The organism is Psychrobacter sp. 1176_08 (assembly GCF_052850615.1).
In genome coordinates, this window is sequence record NZ_VXCU01000004.1 from 354422 (window position 1) to 371911 (window position 17490).

Consider the following 17490-nt stretch of genomic DNA (forward strand, 5'->3'; position numbering starts at 1 on the left):
GGGTTAAACCCGCTTAAAATCAGTAAAGATGCTCAAAGACTGATAGGACACTGAGCACGTCATTCACAATCATCACAAAGGTAAGAGTTTTATGGCCACCGGCTACCGTCCTGAATGGGTTCAAGGTGCTTTCGTTGATTTTATTGAATCACGTTTGCATCCGTTTTGGTCATTGAGCATGCCCAAGATACGACTATTAGCACGGCATCGGCTGAGTGATGATTTAATCGCGCTACGATTTGAAACCAATCGCGCTTTTAGACAGCAAGCACTCCGCATACAGGAGGACTGGCAGGGTGGACAATACCTCAATGTGAGCGTTGCCCTTGCAGGAATTTTTCATCAGCGCAGTTACTCGCTAGTGGGCTTGCCAGAGCACCCACTTTGGTGGATTGATGACAGCACCAAGGCTAAAACCAGTAAAAATCCACTGCGTCATACTGTCACTGTTGCGATCAAACCGCAAGGGTTGGTGTCGGATTATCTGACCAAACGTATGCCAATCGGCACAACCCTTCAAAGCAGCGTACCAACAGGCTCTTTTACCTTGGCAGAAGCATCATTGGTCAAAGAGACAGAACATAATCAATTAGCACCATTATTATTTATTGCTAGTGGCAGCGGTATCACGCCAATGCTGGGTCTTATCACTGAGGCATTGCACAATGGCCACCACGTCATTCTATTGCATTATAATCGCACCATTCTACTCCAAAGCCAATGGCAACAGCTGGCAACCGCCTACCCAGAGTTTACTTATCATTTGATTGATACAGCAGACGCTAGTACTTATTTAGCAGGTACGCGGCATCTAACTGCCGACAGTTTATTAACACTCGGCCTCTCATTGGCAGAAACACAAATATTCGCTTGCGGTTCGCGCGCCTTATTAACAAGTTTGTATAACGCTGCTGCCCAGATTACCTTACCCGATGGGAAATCGCTGCGTGATAACATCATTGTAGAAAACTTCGCCACCAATTTTTTTGATGCAACCCATGAGCCAACCCTCGATAAAGAATCGACAGCACCGACACAGACGGTCTATTTACGAGCACGGCAACGACAGTTTAGTAGTGATACCTCCCTATTGGCTGGCGCCGAAAAAGCAGGCATCCGCCTAACTCATGGTTGCCGCCAAGGTATCTGCCAATTATGCCGTTGTCATAAAATCAGCGGCGTGGTCAAAAATATCCAAACAGGCAAGCTAAGCCACGATGGCAATGAATTCATTCAAACCTGTATCAATGTTGCGATAACGGATGTGGTGCTAGATGTCTAACAACACCATAACCGCTTGATATGTGTCACTGTCTATCATTGAAAGTTTTTAAGCGAACGTCTGTTAATGACAGATCAGCCTGTTTTTCTATCAATCTGCTTTTATGCTTTTTACCATTAATTAGTCAACTCACTACATTGAACCGAACCCAATACCCATAAGTTGGATGGTTTGGACTAAGGATCATTTATGCGCTTACTACCGATTACCAAGGCTCAATCAGCTGTACCCTACTTGCCTCTCTCAAATGAGGGACAGTTGGAGACGTCTCAGCCTTTAGCATCAGAGAAAACTCATAGTATGCCTAAAAAAGAGAACGTAGCGATGGATGAGAGCCATCATTATGACAATAGTCATGCCAACAGGCAGCCACAGTCTGGACATTATCCAATATTGACAGGCAACCCTTTAACAAAGCCTCAGACCGAAGCACTCGGCGAAGAGTTAAACGCACTGTATCAAGAGGTAATGGAGTCGCTTGGGAGTGACGAAGCGCGTTACATACAACGAATTTACGCCGCAGTCGCCTGTAGCGAGATGGCTGGTCGCGGACTACTCGCAGTGGCAGGCCGATTGTCATCGAAGCGCTATCAAGGTGGCACTTGGTTATTGGGGACCGCCCTACTCAGTTTTAGCAAAATAGTGAACAATATGGAGCTTGGGCATAATGTCATGCATGGCCAATATGACTGGATGCAGCATCCGCACCTTAATAGCCAAAAGTTCGATTGGGACAATGTTTGCCCTGCGCCATTATGGCAGCATTCGCACAATTACTTACATCATACCTTTACCAATATTTTTGGTCTCGATCACGATGTCGGCTACCACCTTATTCGGATTACTGAAGAGCAGGCTTGGACGCCAAGTGACCGTAACAATCTGTTCAAAACAGCTGTCCTAGCACTGGGTTTTGAATGGGCAGTTGCTTTTCATGACATTCAAATCAGCGTTGAAGAATATGCCGACTCCACCGAGTTGCACCAAACGATGCAACAAAAAACACATGCCTTACTTGCCAAAATCGCAAGACAATTGGCAAAAGATTACGTCGTCTTGCCAACTACGATTGGATTGACACTCGGTGGTCGTAGCGCACTCACGACCTTGAGCGGCACTGCCACTGCCAATGTTGCCCGCAATCTGTGGACATGGGCTGTGATTTTTTGTGGACATTTCACTGAGCAGGCACATATTTATACGCATATTGATGCCAATGAGAGCAAAGGCGATTGGTATGTACGACAAATCCTTGGCTCTAGTAATATCAAAGGCAGCAAGTGGTTTCACATTTTAACAGGTAATTTATCCCATCAGATTGAGCACCATATTTTTCCTGATATGCCCGCCAGCCGCTATGCTGGCATTGCGCCGCAAGTGCAAGCACTGTGTCAAAAATACAATCTGGAATACAATACGGGTCGCTTTAGCCAGCAATTATGGCAAGTATTAAAGCGCATTCATCACTTTAGCCAGCCCACCACCGAAGAGTATCACGCTTATACGCAATCGTTGGCTAAAGCAGATACTGCTGCTGACAGTATTGATAAGAGTGAGCACCGTTTGGGTGGTTGGAGCCGATTCTTGCCACCTACCCTTCGTCATACTTTGGCGTATGCAAAATAATATATTGTGAAAAACGATGCTGTGATCGAGCACATCAGTAGCCAATGCCACTTTTTTAGGTAAGGGCACACGTAAATATATTAACATTCATACTATCTAGATTTACGGTCAGTTCCTAGATAATTGTACGGCATTCATCCATAATTGGATCTATAACATGGCATTTTTTGACTACTCACTATGAGTAATAGAAGATTATCAAAATGCCATGTATGACACTGAATAAATACTAAAAATTCAATAATAATATTCAATATTGGAGCATCATCATGAGCAACCAAATGTCTGATCCAACACCAGAAATTATCCATAATCAATCAGCAAACCGTTTTGAGACTTCTATCGACAATCAAACGGGTTACATCAGCTATCAAGAACGTGGCGATACCCTTGTCTATGACCATACCATTGTACCGCAAGCATTGGGCGGGCGCGGTATTGGCTCTGCATTGGTAAAAAGGGCCTTAGATTATGCGCGTGAAAACGGTAAAAAAGTGGTACCCCAATGCTCGTTTGTATCCGCGTACATCAGCAAACATCCAGAATATCAGGACTTACTATAGTTTGATCGTCATTTACCATAGAGACAGTAATAGAGCCGTTAAAATCTTACGGCCTATTTTGTCATCCATATAACTTTAATAAACCAACCCCACATAATAATAAGGTTATTAATATGAGTAGTTTATCTGACAAACAAATTGATTTGCAGCTAGAAGACCTAGCAGGCTGGCAGCGGGATGGCAATAGTATCGTCAAAAGTTATCACTTCGGCGATTTCATTGAAGCCATGAGCTTTATGAATCAAGCAGCGTTTCATGCCGAAGCGCTAGAGCATCACCCTGAATGGCACAATGTTTATAATGTGGTTAAAGTTCGTTTGACCACACATGATACTGGCGGTATCTCAAGTTTGGATATTCGTTTAGCAAAACGTATGGAGCATATTATTCAACCAAAACGGTTTTAGTTAAGTATTCATTTTTTGGTTAACCATTTATCTATAGCGCAATAAGTTTTATGATGCGCATAAAAAAAGTCCTCAATTGAGGACTTTTTTATCTAAACCAATCAAACTTAGTATTACATCTTGCGACCGACAAACGCAACGATGAACAAAATGACAGCAACTGCTAAGAAAATATATGCCAAATTAGCAGATAGTCCAGCGACACCGCCGAAACCTAATAAACTTGCTATCAACGCAACCACTGCAAAAATTATAGCCCAGCGAAACATAACATTCTCCTCAAATTATTGTTGAAAGATCAAATAGGTAAACATATACAGTAGATTCAAACTGAATGACTTATACTAAAAAGTCACTACCAATATTTGCTTTAATTCCCCTAACCTTCCTTTAAATTACTTCTTATTTTTTTAGTATGCTTTCTAACCGTTTACGATTATAGAGTAGCAATATCCAATTAAAAGAAACGTTCACTTTAGTAATGATAGCGATAACTTATGTAATCTTTGTAGCAAAACTTATTATTATGACGCGTTTGTCCCTCTTTATATGACTTATGTGTCTCGATGGTGAACAACACTAGATAATAAATGCCTTCATTTTATAATCTGCTATAAATATTAAGGATAAATAAAGCGTTTTTATAACTACATACATTTCGCCAAATATCTATTATCTAAAATATCGGCGCTAGAAATCTGAGCAGTAATAGATATAAATACCAATAGTAAGACTGAGCGAGCAAACAAACCTATTGCTCAAAGAGACGATTTGGCTCAGTATTTACTAACACCATCATTTATAAAGATTCCATTTATCAAAATACCAATAAGGACAATCACTATGAGCAACAATATGGATACGACAAAAACCACACCAGAAACCGTGACAGAGAGCCGCCCCTATGCGGTGGTTCTGTATGGCGCAACCAGCTTCGTTGGCAAGATAACCGCACACTACTTAACCAATTTTCTATCAAACGCCAAAGATAAAAATGGTGCGAATGTCACTTGGGCAATCGCAGGTCGTGATGAGGAAAAACTCAATAAATTGCAGTCTGAACTTGAAAGTCCAGTCGACATCATTATTGCAAACAGTAATGATGCAAGCAGCCTAGATGAGATGACCAAAAAAACCCAAGTCATTATCTCAACGGTTGGCCCTTATCTGAAATATGGTGAGCCTCTGATTAAATCTTGTGCTGAGAATGGTACCGACTACGTTGACCTTACTGGTGAAGCCATTTTTATTAAAGACATGATGGATAAGTATCAAGATGCTGCTAAGCAAAGTGGCGCTCGTATTGTCAACTCATGCGGCTTTGATTCGATACCATCGGATTTGGGCGTTTACTTTACCCAAACCAAAGCAGAAGAAACGTTTGGCGAAGCTTGTGACGTGGTACATATGAGGGTAAAAGCAGCCAAAGGTGGTTTGTCAGGCGGTACCATTGCTTCAATGGCCACTATTTTTGAAGAAGTCGGACAGGATCCTTCACGTCGCAAACAAGTGGCAAACCCTTATTTGCTTAATAACGATGAAGCGGCACCAAGCGTGCGTCAAACCAACATTAGCAAACCAGAATATGACGATGAGCACAAACGCTGGCTAGCGCCTTTTGTTATGGCGAGCATCAATACTCGTATCGTTCATCGTACCAACCAGCTACTCGACTATGAGTATGGTCGCGACTTTAAGTACGACGAAGCAATGTGGATGAAAGATGGCGTCAAAGGGCAACTATCAAGCTACGCCATGAGTGCTGGCCTGTTTGGGTTTGCCACAGCCATGATGGTAAAACCAAGCCGTGAGTTTTTATCCAAGCATGTGTTACCCAAATCGGGTTCTGGACCGTCTAAAGAAGAGCAAGACGATGGTTATTTTGATATTCGATTCTTTGGACAAACCGCCAAAAACGATACCATTCAGACCAAAGTGACTGGTGATAAAGATCCAGGTTATGGCAGCACCTCGCAAATGCTGTCACAAGCGGCATTGTGTTTGGCACAAGATATTAGCAAAGACGACGTTGGTGGTGGTTTTTGGACCCCTACCTCTGCCATGGGTGACAAACTGTTGGCCCGTTTAGAAGAACATGCAGGTTTGAGTTTTGAAGTGATCAATGACTAGTAGTACTGCTGGGCTATATGAATAAACTCATATAGCTTCTATTTTCTGAGTTTTTGAATCTATCTTAGGTTATCGTAGGTTATAGCTTTCAACGGTCACAGCCGTGCCTTGCATAAAAGGCACGGCTTTTTATTATCTGAGATTCTGCTTGAGTAATGTTAAAAAAGAATAATAACGTTATTTTCAGGTAAAAGATGTTGCCAATTTTTGAGTTTCCAACACACTATGCTACATATCTTCTGCTTAATGTCACAGCCATATTGCAGTGAATGACGTAGGATTAGACAGGTTGTGGCATCAACTGCATTCTACTGTCTGTTTATTTGAATGTTGAGCGTATTGATTTTCAAAAATTAATTTATTCTTTTAAACATAATCAATGCCTTTTATATAGTGAATGCCAGCAAAAAATTTCGTTATAACAAACGGCGGTCTGAGATTTTCGCTGTTTTTATCTGCTACGTTTTTCATTGAAAATTTATCTATTATTTAGAGGAAACCATTATGAGATTAAATATATTAACGGCTGCTGTATTAGGTTCAGGCTTTGCCATGTTTGCCAGCTCGGCGAGCGCGGCTATGGTAACGGATAGCCATGGTAATGTGGGTTACGACACGTATGAAGAGTGCGTCACCGCTGTCAAAGATGGTTCGGCCAAGTTTTATACGCCTTATACTTATCAAAACCCCAAACGCCAAGCAGGAGAAGCTACAGTCAAAAAAATGCGCTTGTCAGAAGTCATGATTCCTCAAAGTGTCGTTGATAGTAACCGCTTGACCACGAGCGATTATGCGGCAGGTGCTTGTGACTTAGGCGTCGGTCAATCAAATGGACGCTATGGTGTCTCAGGTGCCTTGGTAGGAAAATATGTGCCTATCGCCGCTGACATGCCTGTCAACGTTTATATGGATGCGGCAGGCAATCCAGTGCGATTGACTATGCAGCAGTGTGACAATCACTTTGGCAACAAATTTCCTATACCCATTGTCAGTGAAGTCAAAGAGCCAGAGGCACAAGTAGCAATTGCTGAGACTCGTACCATGGAGCCTGTCGTTGTTAACACAACTCGTGTCATCCGACCCGCTAAATACAGTGTAAAAGAAGTCATCATAGCGCCCTCAGATCAGATCAACCGTGTGAATACCGCACAAGGAACAGCAGTTGCTATTGAGGGAGCGGATCGTACGGTTATCGTTGGTGAGGAAGCAGATGCAGATATCATCGATAATACGGAGATCAATCAAACTTTTCCTGTTAAACGTGTACCTGATACCAACCCTTAATCGTGAATCATACGTTGAGAATGGCAAACCGCTAATGGGTTGATAAACCGTAAAAATCTCTACTGTATTTATATTAGTGACTATCGATATTAATAGAAGTATTGATAACGTCAGAGATAGTGTCTTTTATGAGGTTGTTCAATCTGACAATAAGCGTACAGTAGTTGCACAAAGTCACCTGCCAACATCAATCTGTTAGACTTTTAATCTATGCACTACTGAATTATCGATTGTTTAATTGCTATTCTCCAACTCAGAGTTTGTAACCCATTTAGTTTAGCTTATAAAACTCTTCATCCAAATCGATCATGATAATCGCTTAATGGTTATCATGATTTTATTTTTTCTACAGATTGAATGTTAGAGATATTAAATATATATATTTGAAATACTACATTAATTTTTTATATATAAAACAACGCTAAATAGTCATGAAGTTTAAATCCCTTTAAACTGACACTATAAGACTATAAATTAAGGAATCCATTGATGAAAAAACGTACTCTACCTTTATCGCTACTTATTGGTGCCACACTTACTCTCCCAAGTTTGGCTATGGCCGCACCTGCTGATACTGCGCAAGCAAATGTGCAAACTGCACAAGCAGACATGGAAGCTGCGCAAGCGAATATACAAACCGCACAAGCAGAGATGCAAGCTACATCTGCTAATAATGGTATGGAGACTGAGGCTACCAGTCCGAATGTGGAACAGGGTGCTAATCAATCCAGTCCGTTTGTAATTAATGAAACTCAAACCATCTCAAGAGCCAGTGTGAATAAAGTTAGTAACCCTGCCAGTGCTCAGCAAGCAATGCCTACGGCGATGCAAGCTCAACAAGACATGCAAGCTCAACAAGACATGCAAGCTCAACAAGACATGCAGTTACAAGTTGAACCACAAGGTATGCAAGACTCACAAGAAGACATGCTACAAGAAGAGCAAGAAGCAGACATGATGGATCAGTAGATCTTGGTTGCCAGCTTTAAATATGTCAAATATATAAAAAGATTCAGGCACGGATTGGTTTTGAAGGTTGAATAAACCCAAATACTCAAACAGTACTTGGAAGTTTCTTTTTCAACACATGTTTAATGCTGATTTCCACAAATACTATATACAAAAAAGGCAGCCCGATGGCTGCCTTTTTTATTATTTGAAATTATTCATATCAAATGCATATGTATTATTTTTTTGTTTTCGTCACGCCTGCTTCTTTTAACAAGGCGCCAAATGTACCCATCTTGCTAGGCACTTCCGTGCTCTCAGTTTTAGCAGCTTTACCACGCGTATTAGTACTGCCCTTGTCCTGTCGGCCTTCTTGGCGATTGTCTTGACGACTGCCACGTGGTTTTGACGATGACGGACGCTTATCAGCTGCAGGACGGCTACTGCGAGGACGAGTGGCTTTATCATCGTTACTTGAGTTAGCCTCAGCAGCCTTTGTCGCTGTGCGAGTTGGCTTTTCGGCTTCAGGCTTCATACTAAAGCCAATGCGACCGCGTTTCTCGTCGATAGAAATGACGCGTACTGAGACAATATCGCCTGGCTTAACACGGTTCATGGGATCAGCGACAAAATCATTGGCCATCTGTGAGATATGCACTAGACCGTCTTGGTGCACGCCAACATCAATAAAGCAACCAAAAGCAGTGACATTCGTAACCACACCTTCTAATGTCATACCTTCGCTAAGGTCTTTGATGCTATTGACATCATCACGGAAGTTAGCCGTTTTAAACTCAGGACGTGGATCACGTGCAGGTTTAGCAAGCTCTTCGATAATCGCTTTTACGCTGACATTATCATCGTTAGCAGCCAGTGCAGTCGTATCGATAGTATTCAGTACACTATCGTTGCCGATGACTTCTGATAAAGGCTTGCCCGCTTGCGCTAGTAAGCTATCAACCAAGGCATAACTTTCTGGGTGAACGCCAGTGGCATCTAGTGGGTTGCTACCATCATGAACACGTAAAAATCCTGCCGCTTGCTCAAAGGTTTTTACCCCTAGACGTGGGACATTTTTTAGCGCTTCACGGCTCTCAAAGGCACCATGTTCTTTGCGGTAAGTGACAATTTGCTGTGCGACATTTTTATTCAGACCAGCAATATGCGCCAAGATAGCAGGACTGGCCGTGTTTACATCAACGCCGACCGCATTCACGCTGTCTTGAGTGACTTTGTCCAAACTATCAGCCAATTGGTTTTGATTGACGTCATGTTGATACTGACCCACGCCAATCGCCTTTGGATCAACCTTGACCAGCTCTGATAGAGGATCTTGCAAACGACGAGCAATAGAAACGGCGCCGCGTACGGACACGTCTAGATTTGCCAACTCATCACTGGCAAGTTCACTGGCCGAATAGACAGAAGCGCCTGACTCATTAACAATAACGGCTTTAGCTTTTAGGCCATCATTGGCGGCCAAAATCTCTTTAATCATCGCATCGGTTTCGCGACTGGCAGTGCCATTGCCGATAGCAACCAAGTCGACCTGATAGGTGCTTAGTAGCTCATCGATAACTGCTTTGGCTTCATCTATCTTGTTATCAGGTGCGAATGGATAAACGGTTGCGACAACAGGCTTGTCTTCGCTATTCAACATCACATGACCTTGAGCATCAACAATGGCCATTTTTACACCATGACGGATACCAGGATCAACGCCCAAGATCACTTTGCGACCAGCAGGTGCTGACATCAATAAATGCTGCAAGTTATTCGCAAACACTTCAATGGCATCTGCTTCGGCTGTCAAACGCTTTTCAGTCAATAGACGGTGCTCAATATGCGGACGCCATTTGTCTTTCCACAAGCTGCTAGCCGCTTCTGCCAAAAACTCGCGACGGGCGGCAGGGGCTTTTGCATCAATATCAAAATGATTGATGATTTTTTCGATGAAAGGTGCGTCTTCGCCCTCAACCTTTAACCCTAGTACGTTTTCTTGACGACCACGCAGCATCGCTAATAAACGGTGGTTCGGTAGACGCGCAAGGCTTTCACTATGCTCAAAATAATCTTTGAATTTCTCACCGACTTCACGTTTTTCTTCACTGGCCACAGTCGAGACGATACTGGCAGTTTTGGCAAAGCCATTACGTAAGTTATCCAGCAAATCTAGTGCTTGCGTCCATTCATCGACGATGATGGCTTGCACACCAGCCAATTGTTTTTCAATGTCACTGAAATCAACCTCAATTTCTTGACCGCTATCATCGGTCACATTTGACTGAATCTGATAATCGGCCAGGGCATCAGTAGGCGATATTTCTTGAGTAAGAATCGCTTGGGCCGCAACGTTAAGGCCCGCAGCTCTTGCTTTGGCGGCTGGCGAACGACGACGTGGACGATATGGCAAGTAGATGTCTTCAAGCTCAAGTTTAGACGTCGCATTATCAATACGGGTCTGTAGCTCGTCAGTCAAATTACCCTGTGTGCTCAATAGCTCGGTAATTTTGAGGCGACGAGTGGCCATGTCACGCTCATAGTTGAGAGACTTCTCTAAAGCTCGCAATTGCGCATCGTCAAGATTCTGGGTCTTCTCTTTGCGATAACGGGCGATAAACGGAACGGTCGCGCCTTCATCGTAAAGTTTGACAAACGCATTGACTTGAGCAGTCTTAATGCCAAGCGCGCGAGCAAGCTTGTCGTGAATATTCGCGTGTGTGGTTGCATCCAAAACCTGCGCATTTGTCGAGGTTTGAGATGGCGTTAAGGTATCAGTGCTACTCATATACGTATCAATCGTTGAGAAATGTAGTTTTGCATTATAGCAAAAGCTGCATGAATAAAAATCCTTTTTATCTTTTCGTTATTTATCGCGTGTTTTATAGCAAAAATCCTCTTATATCATAAGTTCTGTCGCCTTGTTAAACAAACGCATACAGCATTTTTCTTTATGGGTGATGCAATTGGGACTGCAATCTTATACACTAAAGTATCAATAGCACAAATATCGCTAAGTACTGCTGTATTGAACAAATGTTTTAAGATTTTATACCGTTTTGCTAGGTTATGGACTGATTCGAAAATATTGACCCAAAAGTGATGACAATACTTTATAAACCACCTTATTTTTACCCATTGTTTTGCTGATAATAATTTTTATAAGAGGATGCTTATATGACTGACAACAATAGCCCTGACACTTTAACTCAGCGCATTCTAGTGGTTGATGACGATGCCCGCTTGCGCTCTTTGTTACAACGTTTTCTAGAAGACGATGGTTTTGTCGTGCGTACGGCGCATGATGGCAGTCAGATGGACAAGCTGATGCAGCGTGAGCTTTTCTCACTGGTGGTATTGGATTTGATGTTGCCAGGCGAAGACGGTATCAATATCTGTAAGCGTCTGCGTGAAAACAATGGCGATATCCCTATTATCATGCTGACAGCCAAAGGTGGCGATGCCGATCGTATCGCTGGTCTTGAAGCAGGTGCGGACGATTACCTGCCTAAGCCGTTTAACCCAAAAGAGCTACTGGCTCGTATCAAAGCGGTATTGCGCCGTCAGAATCGTGAGCTACCTGGTGCGCCAAGCCATCAGCTTGAAGTTGTTGAGTTTGGTCCATGGACGCTTGATCTCTCCACGCGTACACTCAAACGTGATGGCAATGTGGTCACGTTAACGACTGGTGAGTTTTCGGTATTAAAGGCCTTGGTTCAGCATCCACGTGAGCCATTGACTCGTGACAAACTGATGAATTTGGCCCGTGGTCGCGAATGGGGTGCAATGGAACGCTCAATCGATGTACAAGTATCACGCCTACGTCGTCTGATTGAAGACAACCCGTCACAAGCGCGTTATATCCAAACCGTATGGGGTGTCGGTTATGTATTCGTACCTGATGAAGCCGAGATCGAAACCATCAAAAGTGAATAGTTTGTTTTAATCTCATTATTATGATGAATGTTGCTTTGAAAAAATCTACTGTTTTCCAAAATATACCCTGCACTTTAGTGACAGGGTTTTTGGGCGCTGGCAAAACCACGGTTATCAACCAGCTGTTAGCCAGTAAGCCTGTCGATGAGCGCTGGGCGTTATTGATTAATGAGTTTGGGCGTATTGGCATTGATGGTTCGCTGTTGGCAAGCTCCCAAGACGAGGCGATCGATAAGAATAGTATCGCTATTCGTGAAGTCAGCGGCGGTTGTATTTGTTGTACCAGTCAGCTGCCGCTCCAGATTGCGATTAGCCGTCTGCTCAGTGACCATCATCCGCAGCGCCTTATTATTGAACCTACAGGACTTGCTCATCCGCGTGAGCTGATACATCAGCTTAGTGCGCCGCATTGGCAGACGGCGTTACAAATGCAAGCCGTCATCGCAGTGTTGAGCGGTGTGCAATGGCAGCAAGACAAGTATCGTACTCATGACGGCTTTCAAGCTCATGTTAAAGATGCCGATGTCTTGGTAATTAACCGCTATACACACTTGAGTGATAGCGATAAGCAAGCACTACAAGCATGGGTAACCAAACTCAATGCGCAGGTACATATTATTTGGGTAAGTGCTGTACAAGCTGTGCCCAACAATGACAGTTTGTCGACTACGGATATAACTGCGCTAAATAATCAGCTAGCGACGCCCAGCCATATTATCGCGCAGCAGCGCACTATTAATATTAATCATCCTCAAAAACGCTCTGTTGGTTTGCGACCACCAAATACTACTCTATCGCCTACTTCACTCTCAAGTACTACGCAGGATAATGATGATAATTCGGTCAGTCCAGATATTGAGCTGCCTTATCGTTATCATGAAAAGCAGCAAGACATGCTATTGGCAGGGTGGCGACTACCAGCACACTATGTATTGCATGCTGATGAGTTACAAGAATGGCTGCTGAAACTGCCAAGCTGGCAACGTATTAAAGGCGTAGTTCATACTTCTGACGGTTGGTTACAAATCAACTTTACCCCTGACAGTTTGACCACGAGCACTGTTGCCAGTCAATTAGACAACCGACTTGAGGTTATTTTACAGGCAAGGGATGAAAGCGATCAGATGGACTTGGACGATGCTTCTCCTGTGACGTCTGCTATAGATTGGGAAGTGCGCGACCGAGAATTGATGGCATTAGTGATATAGTGAACTTATTTTCAACATCATTGCCTTAAAAATGAGAATAAGAAAGAAGCCTACTATGTATACATAGTAGGCTTCTTTCTTATCCTGCCACTAACGCAGTTGACTGTCTTTACTACCGCGGCGATTGAATAGCTCCGCCGCCCTTGCCTCTTGCTCAAGCTCGGTTTGACAGCTCACGCAGTGCTGAATACCTGGCACTGCCAATCGCCGGGCTTCTGGAATGGGATTGCCGCATTCATCACAAAACTCAGCGCTTACGCCCGTTGGCAATGCACGTCGAGCGCGCTCTAACGCATCGTTAACGGTTGCATCCATTTGTTCGTGCTCTGCACCATCTCTTGACCAGCCACCTGCCATAGTTTTATCCTATTTGTTATTATTACTTATATATAAATTCTTTAATAACAAATAGATGGGGTATCTGCCAACTGATTACAACCTCATAGCAACCCTAAAACTATATAAAATATAAAGCTAGTCTTTTGGTTGTAACTCAATCACTTGTCCGCGTACCCCAATACTGTCATCACTCATCAGACAGACATACCCTGGCATAATGTCCTCAGGTGTTTTTAAGCTCATGGGATTTTCTCCTGGATAAGCATGAGCACGCATATTGGTGCGCGTACCACCAGGATTGACACAATTGAATCTCAAATTGGTGGTGTTTTGCGTCTCTTGGGTAAAAATATCGCTCATACCCTCTACCGCCTGTTTTGAGAGCGCATAAGCACCCCAGAATGCACGCGGATGCGTACCAACCGTGCTGGACGTAAAGACGATAGAACCATGATCGGCGTCTTTTAACAGCGGAAGTAAGGCTTGTGTGAGCATAAAGGTTGCCGTAAAGTTAACCTTCATCACGTCGGCAAACATATCAACGTCGTACATCTCAAGAGGTGTCAGTTGCCCCAGCATACCAGCATTATGCAAAATACCATCCAGCTGACCAACTTCTTTATTAATCAGTCCTTCTAGTTGCTGCATCTCGGCATAGGTTGCGCCTTCTAAATTCATCGGAAGCATGGCTGGCTGCTTACCACCGAAGCTCTCAATTTCATCATAAACGTATTCAAGTTTACTGCTGGTACGACCGAGTAGCAAAACGGTCGCGCCATAACGGGCATAAGTTAATGCAGCCACACGACCAATACCATCACCCGCCCCTGTCACCAGAATAGTTTTTCCATCTAAACAGTTATCAGGTGGCAAAAAGTTACGGATAGCGTCATGAGTCAAAGGCTCGGTACGGCTATGAGTGGCTTGCGTCTCCACTGATTGATCAATTTTTGTGCTCATGGTATGGCTCACTACTTATCGTTTAAGAATTGGGAATACTGGCCTAACATTGGCGTTAAATAACGCCTTACATAAAAAGCTATTTATATATACTCAAAACGACCAGAAGACAGTAACAGCTCATTCAACTGTTTAGGTGTATCGACAATATAATCAGCGCCCCACGTTTTTAGGCTTTTTTGATCTTCAGGAGGAATATAACCATAGGCTGCTAAAATCGTCGGCATACCCGCCGCCTTACCAGCTTCGATATCGCGTATGTGATCGCCCACATACAGTACACAGCCAGCAGCACCGCGAGGAATACTCAGCTTCTCTAACGCCATATACATAGGCTCTGGATCTGGTTTTGGGCGAGACACATCATCAGGGCAGATCAACACAGCACAGCGCTCATCTAACGCCATCTTTTGCAATAACAGCTCTGCCAAATAGCGCGGCTTATTGGTCACAATACCCCATGGCACGCTTTGTTTTTCAAGCGTGGTCAAGACCTCTTCTAACTCAGCAAACACGCAACTATCTACGCATATATCTGCTTCGTAGTCATCTAAAAACTGTTGACGAAAAGTCAGTAAAGCTTCTTCGCTCACTTCAAGTTGATCATTATACCTTAGCATCAGCTTTACCATTGCTGACGCACCTGCCGAAACTTGCTCACGGATTTCTGCTTCAGGTGGCGCTTGCCAATCGTTTTCGAGACTCATTTTGCCAATGATACGGACAAAATCAGCAGCGGTATCGATTAGCGTCCCATCAAGATCAAACAAAACCGCTTTTACAAATTCAGTCATAATTAAGGCTCTTAATACGGATAACATGTTGAGTAAAATAGGAGGTCATAAAACCACTAAGCACAGTTTAAGCAACGGGTTTTTGTACGGCAATCATATAATTGACATCGACGTTTTGTGCCAGCCAGTAGCGTTTGGTCAATGGATTGTAATGCAAACCAATGATGTCTTGGCGCGTAAAGCCAGCATTTATTGCCATTTTATCAAGCTCAGCAGGGGTAATGAATTTGGCATAGTCATGCGTACCGCGATCAAGCAAGCGTAAGACATACTCTGCGCCAACGATGGCAAATAGATAAGATTTAGGATTGCGATTGATTGTTGATAGCACGCACACACCGCCTGGCGCCAGCAGTTCAAAACATGCCTGCACAATCGAGCTTGGATTGGGCACATGCTCCAGCATCTCCATACAAGTCACCACATCAAACTGACCTGCATGCGTTTTTGCTAAGTCTTCTACTGGAATATGCTGGTAGCGTAAGGTATTGTCTAAACCGCTTTGCTCGGCATGCAGTGCTGCCGCTTTTAGATTTTCGGTACCTAAATCAATTCCTGTGACATCAGCACCGCGACGTGCCATCGATTCTGACAATATACCACCGCCACAACCGACATCCAGCACTTTTTTACCACTAAGCCCTGTCTCAGCCGTTTTATTCAGGGCGTGAGGCGCTTCATTGCTTTTAGCGAGATCTTTACTTTGATAACCACGCTTAACGTTTTCTTCTATCCAGTTCAAACGTAGCGGATTGATCTCATGTAAGGTTGCAAAAGCACCCGTGTTGCTCCACCATTCACTGGCCAATTTATTGAACTTTTCTACTTCACTAGGATCTACATTGATAGTACTAGTCGCTGTGTCATTGAGATTGCTGTCTGCGTGCTCATTTGAAGAAGGAATAGCTGAACCCATAACGGTTTTCCTGTATTGTCGTTATCATTATTGTTGTCTAAAGCGTACGATTATGCGCTCAATATTAGCATGAGACAGCCGACTTTGTCGTAAGTACATCGTCACTGATTGTGAGCAGTTTTAACCAATGCAAACGTTTGTAAGAAATGTACCTTAAATAATAACTGACAGCTTTACAACTGTTAGTTAAGATTCGGATTCACAAGCACACGCGTTTTACGTTATCATAGTCGATACGCTACTATGGCTAGATTATACTTGACGCTATATCGTTTATGTACTTAAAGCCATCTATCTGTCGATATTCAAACAAACCGATATTCACACAAACCTAAGTTTTCACACCTCAAGGATAAAGTATGAAACGTGTCATTACACTGACTGGTCTGGCTATGGCCGTTGGATTTGCTACTATGGGCGCACAAGCTGCCAACTACGTTGCTGGAAAAGACTATCGCGTGATAGAAAATCCAGAAAAAATCAGCGGTGATGCTATCATTGTTCGTGAATTTTTCTGGTATGGTTGCCCGCATTGTAATGTGCTTGACCCGCATATGGAAAAATGGGCGAAGACCAAAGATAAAGACGTGGTATTTCTCAAGACTCCAGCAGCGCTTAACCCAGTTTGGGAAGCCAATGCTCGTGGTTTTTATGCCGCACAGCTTTTAGGATTTGAAAACAAAACCCATAGTGCACTATTCAATGCGATTCATAAAGATGGCAAAAAGCTATTCGATCAGGCGTCTTTAAGCAAATGGTATGGTTCAAAAGGGGTTGATGAAAAGAAATTCAACAGTCTTTATAACTCGTTTGCGGTTGGTACAAAAATTGGTCGCTCACAAGCTGGTGCTAAGCGCTATCAGCTTTCTGGTGTACCTGCTGTCGTCGTACAAGGTAAATACGTTGTGACTGGCGAAGATGCGACTGTTCCTAAAGTGGTTGAGTTCTTGGTAGACAAAGTTCGCGCTGAAAAAAAATAATGTAGGGCTTCTTGCTGATAGGTCATGTATGAGTAACTGCTAGCTGACCTATCACTCTACAAGAAAGCCACCCATAAAAAAGCCAATCTTTAAACGATTGGCTTTTTTTCTTAAGAC

General features: G+C 43.3%; 16 protein-coding genes. 10 read left to right on the forward strand and 6 right to left on the reverse strand.

All coding sequences use genetic code 11. The features are described 5' to 3' along the window. Positions 1-91 precede the first annotated feature (91 nt). The 4 genes from FW759_RS07495 to FW759_RS07510 all read left to right on the forward strand — a co-directional run bounded on the left by FW759_RS07495 (position 92) and on the right by FW759_RS07510 (position 3878). Positions 92-1282, forward strand: coding sequence for a flavin reductase family protein (locus tag FW759_RS07495; RefSeq protein WP_446442610.1), 1191 nt, complete (start codon positions 92-94; stop codon positions 1280-1282). Positions 1283-1471: 189 nt separating this feature from the next. Further along, complete coding sequence (locus tag FW759_RS07500) at positions 1472-2908, forward strand: fatty acid desaturase family protein (RefSeq protein ID WP_446442611.1); 1437 nt, start codon at positions 1472-1474, stop codon at positions 2906-2908. A 269-nt stretch (positions 2909-3177) separates the two neighbouring features. Then, a complete protein-coding gene (locus tag FW759_RS07505; protein WP_446442612.1) occupies positions 3178-3471 on the forward strand; it encodes a GNAT family N-acetyltransferase in 294 nt (97 codons plus the stop codon). Positions 3472-3584: 113 nt separating this feature from the next. Beyond that, complete coding sequence (locus FW759_RS07510) at positions 3585-3878, forward strand: 4a-hydroxytetrahydrobiopterin dehydratase (protein WP_062843591.1); 294 nt, start codon at positions 3585-3587, stop codon at positions 3876-3878. 113 nt (positions 3879-3991) lie between these two features. Here FW759_RS07510 and FW759_RS07515 read toward each other — a convergent pair whose 3' ends face one another. Then, on the reverse strand, positions 3992-4147 hold the full coding sequence (locus tag FW759_RS07515; protein WP_084387210.1) for a DUF1328 domain-containing protein: 156 nt from the start codon (positions 4145-4147) through the stop codon (positions 3992-3994). 574 nt (positions 4148-4721) lie between these two features. Here FW759_RS07515 and FW759_RS07520 point away from each other — a divergent pair. The 3 genes from FW759_RS07520 to FW759_RS07530 all read left to right on the forward strand — a co-directional run bounded on the left by FW759_RS07520 (position 4722) and on the right by FW759_RS07530 (position 8261). Beyond that, positions 4722-6008, forward strand: a complete 1287-nt coding sequence (locus FW759_RS07520; protein ID WP_446442613.1) for a saccharopine dehydrogenase family protein — start codon at positions 4722-4724, stop codon at positions 6006-6008. A gap of 504 nt (positions 6009-6512) precedes the next feature. After that, positions 6513-7292: a hypothetical protein gene (locus FW759_RS07525; RefSeq protein ID WP_446442614.1), complete on the forward strand. Its 780-nt coding sequence runs from the start codon at positions 6513-6515 to the stop codon at positions 7290-7292. A 489-nt stretch (positions 7293-7781) separates the two neighbouring features. Further along, a complete protein-coding gene (locus FW759_RS07530; protein ID WP_446442615.1) occupies positions 7782-8261 on the forward strand; it encodes a hypothetical protein in 480 nt (159 codons plus the stop codon). Positions 8262-8478: 217 nt separating this feature from the next. On the opposite strand, the gene FW759_RS07535 is transcribed toward FW759_RS07530, so the two are convergent. Continuing rightward, complete coding sequence (locus tag FW759_RS07535) at positions 8479-11028, reverse strand: helix-hairpin-helix domain-containing protein (protein ID WP_446442616.1); 2550 nt, start codon at positions 11026-11028, stop codon at positions 8479-8481. 389 nt (positions 11029-11417) lie between these two features. Here FW759_RS07535 and ompR point away from each other — a divergent pair, with 389 nt between their 5' ends. Then, positions 11418-12176 (forward strand): osmolarity response regulator transcription factor OmpR, encoded by a 759-nt coding sequence (ompR, locus tag FW759_RS07540; RefSeq protein ID WP_062843586.1) that lies wholly within the window; start codon positions 11418-11420, stop codon positions 12174-12176. A 23-nt stretch (positions 12177-12199) separates the two neighbouring features. Continuing rightward, positions 12200-13384, forward strand: a complete 1185-nt coding sequence (locus tag FW759_RS07545) for a CobW family GTP-binding protein (RefSeq protein WP_446442623.1) — start codon at positions 12200-12202, stop codon at positions 13382-13384. A 90-nt stretch (positions 13385-13474) separates the two neighbouring features. Here the strand turns inward: FW759_RS07545 and FW759_RS07550 are convergent, their stop codons facing one another. The 4 genes from FW759_RS07550 to ubiG form a co-directional block, all read right to left on the reverse strand. Beyond that, positions 13475-13741 carry a DksA/TraR family C4-type zinc finger protein gene (locus tag FW759_RS07550; protein WP_095569311.1) on the reverse strand — a complete coding sequence of 89 codons (267 nt, stop codon included), beginning with the start codon at positions 13739-13741 and terminating at the stop codon, positions 13475-13477. Positions 13742-13858: 117 nt separating this feature from the next. After that, on the reverse strand, positions 13859-14683 hold the full coding sequence (locus FW759_RS07555; RefSeq protein ID WP_443530202.1) for a YciK family oxidoreductase: 825 nt from the start codon (positions 14681-14683) through the stop codon (positions 13859-13861). 83 nt (positions 14684-14766) lie between these two features. Continuing rightward, positions 14767-15477, reverse strand: a complete 711-nt coding sequence (locus tag FW759_RS07560) for an HAD family hydrolase (protein ID WP_446442617.1) — start codon at positions 15475-15477, stop codon at positions 14767-14769. Positions 15478-15544: 67 nt separating this feature from the next. Then, positions 15545-16393 carry a bifunctional 2-polyprenyl-6-hydroxyphenol methylase/3-demethylubiquinol 3-O-methyltransferase UbiG gene (gene ubiG / locus FW759_RS07565; RefSeq protein WP_095569313.1) on the reverse strand — a complete coding sequence of 283 codons (849 nt, stop codon included), beginning with the start codon at positions 16391-16393 and terminating at the stop codon, positions 15545-15547. A 359-nt stretch (positions 16394-16752) separates the two neighbouring features. On the opposite strand from ubiG, the gene FW759_RS07570 reads away from it, so the two are divergent. Then, the gene (locus tag FW759_RS07570) at positions 16753-17373 is read left to right on the forward strand and encodes a thiol:disulfide interchange protein DsbA/DsbL (protein ID WP_446442618.1); all 621 of its coding nucleotides are present in this window, start codon (positions 16753-16755) and stop codon (positions 17371-17373) included. Positions 17374-17490 lie beyond the last annotated feature (117 nt).

Bases quoted from the DNA above. Each gene is read 5' to 3' on its own strand.
- FW759_RS07510 (WP_062843591.1), top strand. From the start codon at position 3,585: ATGAGTAGTTTATCTGACAAACAAATTGATTTGCAGCTAGAAGACCTA.
- FW759_RS07515 (WP_084387210.1), bottom strand. From the start codon at position 4,147: ATGTTTCGCTGGGCTATAATTTTTGCAGTGGTTGCGTTGATAGCAAGT.
- FW759_RS07500 (WP_446442611.1), top strand. From the start codon at position 1,472: ATGCGCTTACTACCGATTACCAAGGCTCAATCAGCTGTACCCTACTTG.
- FW759_RS07520 (WP_446442613.1), top strand. From the start codon at position 4,722: ATGAGCAACAATATGGATACGACAAAAACCACACCAGAAACCGTGACA.
- FW759_RS07495 (WP_446442610.1), top strand. From the start codon at position 92: ATGGCCACCGGCTACCGTCCTGAATGGGTTCAAGGTGCTTTCGTTGAT.
- FW759_RS07535 (WP_446442616.1), bottom strand. From the start codon at position 11,028: ATGAGTAGCACTGATACCTTAACGCCATCTCAAACCTCGACAAATGCG.
- FW759_RS07570 (WP_446442618.1), top strand. From the start codon at position 16,753: ATGAAACGTGTCATTACACTGACTGGTCTGGCTATGGCCGTTGGATTT.
- FW759_RS07530 (WP_446442615.1), top strand. From the start codon at position 7,782: ATGAAAAAACGTACTCTACCTTTATCGCTACTTATTGGTGCCACACTT.
- FW759_RS07545 (WP_446442623.1), top strand. From the start codon at position 12,200: ATGAATGTTGCTTTGAAAAAATCTACTGTTTTCCAAAATATACCCTGC.
- FW759_RS07555 (WP_443530202.1), bottom strand. From the start codon at position 14,683: ATGAGCACAAAAATTGATCAATCAGTGGAGACGCAAGCCACTCATAGC.
- FW759_RS07550 (WP_095569311.1), bottom strand. From the start codon at position 13,741: ATGGCAGGTGGCTGGTCAAGAGATGGTGCAGAGCACGAACAAATGGAT.
- ubiG (WP_095569313.1), bottom strand. From the start codon at position 16,393: ATGGGTTCAGCTATTCCTTCTTCAAATGAGCACGCAGACAGCAATCTC.
- FW759_RS07505 (WP_446442612.1), top strand. From the start codon at position 3,178: ATGAGCAACCAAATGTCTGATCCAACACCAGAAATTATCCATAATCAA.
- FW759_RS07560 (WP_446442617.1), bottom strand. From the start codon at position 15,477: ATGACTGAATTTGTAAAAGCGGTTTTGTTTGATCTTGATGGGACGCTA.
- ompR (WP_062843586.1), top strand. From the start codon at position 11,418: ATGACTGACAACAATAGCCCTGACACTTTAACTCAGCGCATTCTAGTG.
- FW759_RS07525 (WP_446442614.1), top strand. From the start codon at position 6,513: ATGAGATTAAATATATTAACGGCTGCTGTATTAGGTTCAGGCTTTGCC.